Below are 3,036 nucleotides of genomic sequence, written 5' to 3' on the forward strand. Positions count from 1 at the left end.
GATGCGCATGTCGCCGGCGATGTTCGCGGCCTTGTTCGAAGGGCGGGATTGGAGACTGGTTCGCCCCAAGCGGGCACCGCATCCGCAGCTGGCCGGATGAGTGTGTGGCACAGTGAGTCAGGGTGCCTTGTCTCCACTGGCCTTATCGGTCAGTGCATGAATCTGACGGTTCTCCAGGAAGAGAACGAGCGTTTGAAGGCGCTCTTGGCGGCCCAGACGTAAGCGACCCTGGCCGAGCACCAGGCAGCCTTAGCTGCATCCGAGGAGGCGCGCCGCGGCTGGAGAGCGTCGTCAGCCAGTTCAATCACGAGAAGTTCGCGCCAAGTCCGAGAAGCTGCATCCTGATCAATACCACCTGCCACTCTAAGACGTGGAGATCGCGCAGGGCGTGCTCGATGCCGCGCAGAAAAAGGCGCAGCGGGTCATTACTGGCGTTCGGACGGCTCGTCCGGTTCGCGCCAGCGCAATGGTGGCCACTTGCCTGCCCATCAATCCCGGCGTGACTGCGCGTGCTGGTCCGCGCCGCCCGAAACGCTTGCCAGCGCTGCTCGGGCGCCGTCGTGCAGGCGCATGCGCCCGAGCATATCGTGCCTGGCGGCGTCGTCGCCAAGCTCGGCGATCATTTGCCGTTCTGCCGGCAGGCCGAGATCCAAGCCAGCCTGGGCATCCAGCTGGATCGGACGACATTGGGCAACTAGGCAGGCCGGGGCTGCTTCCATCTCAAGCCCATAGCCGACCACATGCGCGGGCATCTGGCTGCGGCCGAGCGCCTGTTCATGGACGAGACCACCGCGCCGGTGCTCGATCCCGGCGGGCTTCTTCTGGGCAATCGCTTCCGGTGACCGCGGCCATGGTGGTGCTTGACCAGAAAAATGCCTTGTTTGCTGGCCATGAGGTCGGGGTCGAAAACTGGGCACTGCTCTCATCCGTCGTGGCCACCTGCAGGCTCAACACGTCAATCCCGTTGCCTTCCTCGCCGAAACTCTCGACGCCATCATCAACGGCCATCCGCAGAGCCAGATCGAGGAACTCATGCCCTGGCGATTCCGGAAAAGGTCAAGCTCAAATCCATTGGCGATCGGCAAGGCGCTTACGCTCCAGCCGCAATGCATGCTTCAAAAACGGGATGGCAAGGGCGGAAACGCTCAGCCAAAAAAGCTACACAAGCACCCGGGGCTCGAACTTCACGCGATCCAACACAATCATGCTCTTGAACTTACGGACGTTGGGATTTGTGTAGAGTTTGGTCTTTACAAAAACGTCAAAGGCCTCGACGTCCTCCACTGCTACAATAAGAACGAAGTCGGCATCGCCTGTGATCATATAGCATTGAGTGACTTCTTTTGCCGCCCTCATCGCTCGCTTGAAGTCATCGACAAGATCTAAACGCTCGCGATCGAGCTCCACCGCTACGACCACGGTCAGCGACTTCCCGAGCGCCTTAGGGTCGACTAACGAGATATCAGCGGTGACAACGCCCTCGGCACGCAACTTATTGACACGGCGCATGCATGAAGCGGCAGACGAACCAACGAAATCCGCGAGTTCGGAGAATGACAGCCTGTTGTTCTTTTGAAGGGCGCCGAGTATCCGCCGATCGAGATCATCTATCATGCCTGCACCTATGCGAATTCTCGTCCCATTAGCAATCTGGAACGTTCATTGCAAGATCAGCCGCGCAATGAAACGCTAGCCCATCCAACAGTTGCAATCGCCACCAAGATGAGACTGTTTTATTTTACCCAAATGCAAGTTTTGCCCGAACTGTTCCAAACGCTCTCGGCAAATTTTCCAATGAAGCCAGCCACACGGCCCCACGACGGCTGCCAAACATCAACGAATGGATTCAGCATGCCGGTTCGTTGCGGACAAGCTAGCGTCCTTTAGAATCAACCATATCGAAACGGGGAAAGCCAGCACCCGCATCGTCCCTTTCATTCAGGGCAAAGCGGCGCAGGGCCGACCATTGGCCTTCGTGCAGATCTGGACGCTTTGCCGATCCATGAAGCGACGGGCAAGGCCTGGGGTAGAGGACCCCCGGAGAAGATGCACGAAATTCAGGGGCACCTTTGCGCTCATCTTTAACAGGCCGGGGAAGTCGAATTGCCGTCGAGCCGCTCAAGGTGTTCGGAGTGGCTTCTTTTGCCGTTTTCGCATCTCACAGCTCTTCGGGGATGCACACGGGCCAGCATCGATGTAGGCAAGTTCGCCATTTGCCGGCCCAACGATAGCTTCCTATTCTAGGATGATTTTGACATCGTCGTAAACCGTCGCGGGGGGGCACGCTGCAGTCCCGCAATTATTCGGTCGTTATCGCCGCTCAAGACAATCGGCCTGCAGGCGGTGGTGTCGCGCGGCACCGACCCAATCGAGTCGTTGGTAATTTTCGTCACGACCGAAACTCCGCGCCTCGAATGCTTACAGGGCAATTGCCGACGAAGTCGGGCTCGCAGGAACAGTCCTCGCGTTGGCCCACTACCCTGCGCGACTTCGCCGAGACCCAGCTGGAGACGAGGGTTGCCGGTCGAATGGATCGTGTCCCGCGGCGTGGTGTAGCTGGCGGCATTAGTCGCCGTGCTCTCCGGCATGGGCCGGGCTGATCAGCGCGCCACGGCTGGCAGGCTGATCAGGGGATCATCGCTCATCTGGCTGATCGTTTCCAGAGTCATATCTGGAGCAGGATTGCGCCGACGAGGCGCACGATCGCATCGTCGTTCGGGAAGATTCCGGCGACCTCGGTGCGCCGCTTGATCTCGCCCTTGAGACGTTCGATCGGATTAGTCGAGTGGAGCTTGGCGCGATGTTCCTTGGGGAAGGTCATGTAGGCCAGCACGTCGGGCTCGGCGTCGTCCATGATTGTCGTCAGCTTTGGCACCTCGGCCGGATCTGGTCGGCGACGGCGCGCCATTGTACGGACGCGGCCTCGGGCGTTTCCTGGGCGAAAGCGGTGGCGATGATGGATTTGACGACCCTGCGGCCGCGCTTGCCGGCATGGGCCAGCACGTTCCTCATGAAGTGGACGCGGCACCTCTGCCA

General features: G+C 59.7%; 3 protein-coding genes and 2 pseudogenes. 3 read left to right on the forward strand and 2 right to left on the reverse strand.

The window, feature by feature from the left end; all coding sequences use genetic code 11:
- Positions 1 to 509 precede the first annotated feature (509 nt).
- The 3 genes and pseudogenes from NKH35_RS31250 to NKH35_RS31260 all read left to right on the forward strand — a co-directional run.
- Positions 510 to 698, forward strand: coding sequence for a hypothetical protein (locus NKH35_RS31250; RefSeq protein WP_352917523.1), 189 nt, complete (start codon positions 510 to 512; stop codon positions 696 to 698).
- A gap of 42 nt (positions 699 to 740) precedes the next feature.
- Positions 741 to 842 carry a hypothetical protein gene (locus NKH35_RS31255; protein ID WP_352917524.1) on the forward strand — a complete coding sequence of 34 codons (102 nt, stop codon included), beginning with the start codon at positions 741 to 743 and terminating at the stop codon, positions 840 to 842.
- A 97-nt stretch (positions 843 to 939) separates the two neighbouring features.
- Positions 940 to 999 (forward strand): annotated as a pseudogene (locus NKH35_RS31260) (hypothetical protein); the annotation flags it as partial.
- Positions 1,000 to 1,158: 159 nt separating this feature from the next.
- Here NKH35_RS31260 and NKH35_RS31265 read toward each other — a convergent pair.
- Both NKH35_RS31265 and NKH35_RS31270 read right to left on the reverse strand, forming a co-directional pair.
- Complete coding sequence (locus tag NKH35_RS31265; protein ID WP_352917525.1) at positions 1,159 to 1,614, reverse strand: Lrp/AsnC family transcriptional regulator; 456 nt, start codon at positions 1,612 to 1,614, stop codon at positions 1,159 to 1,161.
- Between the two features lie 986 nt (positions 1,615 to 2,600).
- A pseudogene (locus tag NKH35_RS31270) lies at positions 2,601 to 3,036 on the reverse strand (transposase); the annotation flags it as partial.

This window comes from Mesorhizobium sp. M1143 (assembly GCF_040318435.1).
Taxonomy (GTDB): domain Bacteria; phylum Pseudomonadota; class Alphaproteobacteria; order Rhizobiales; family Rhizobiaceae; genus Mesorhizobium.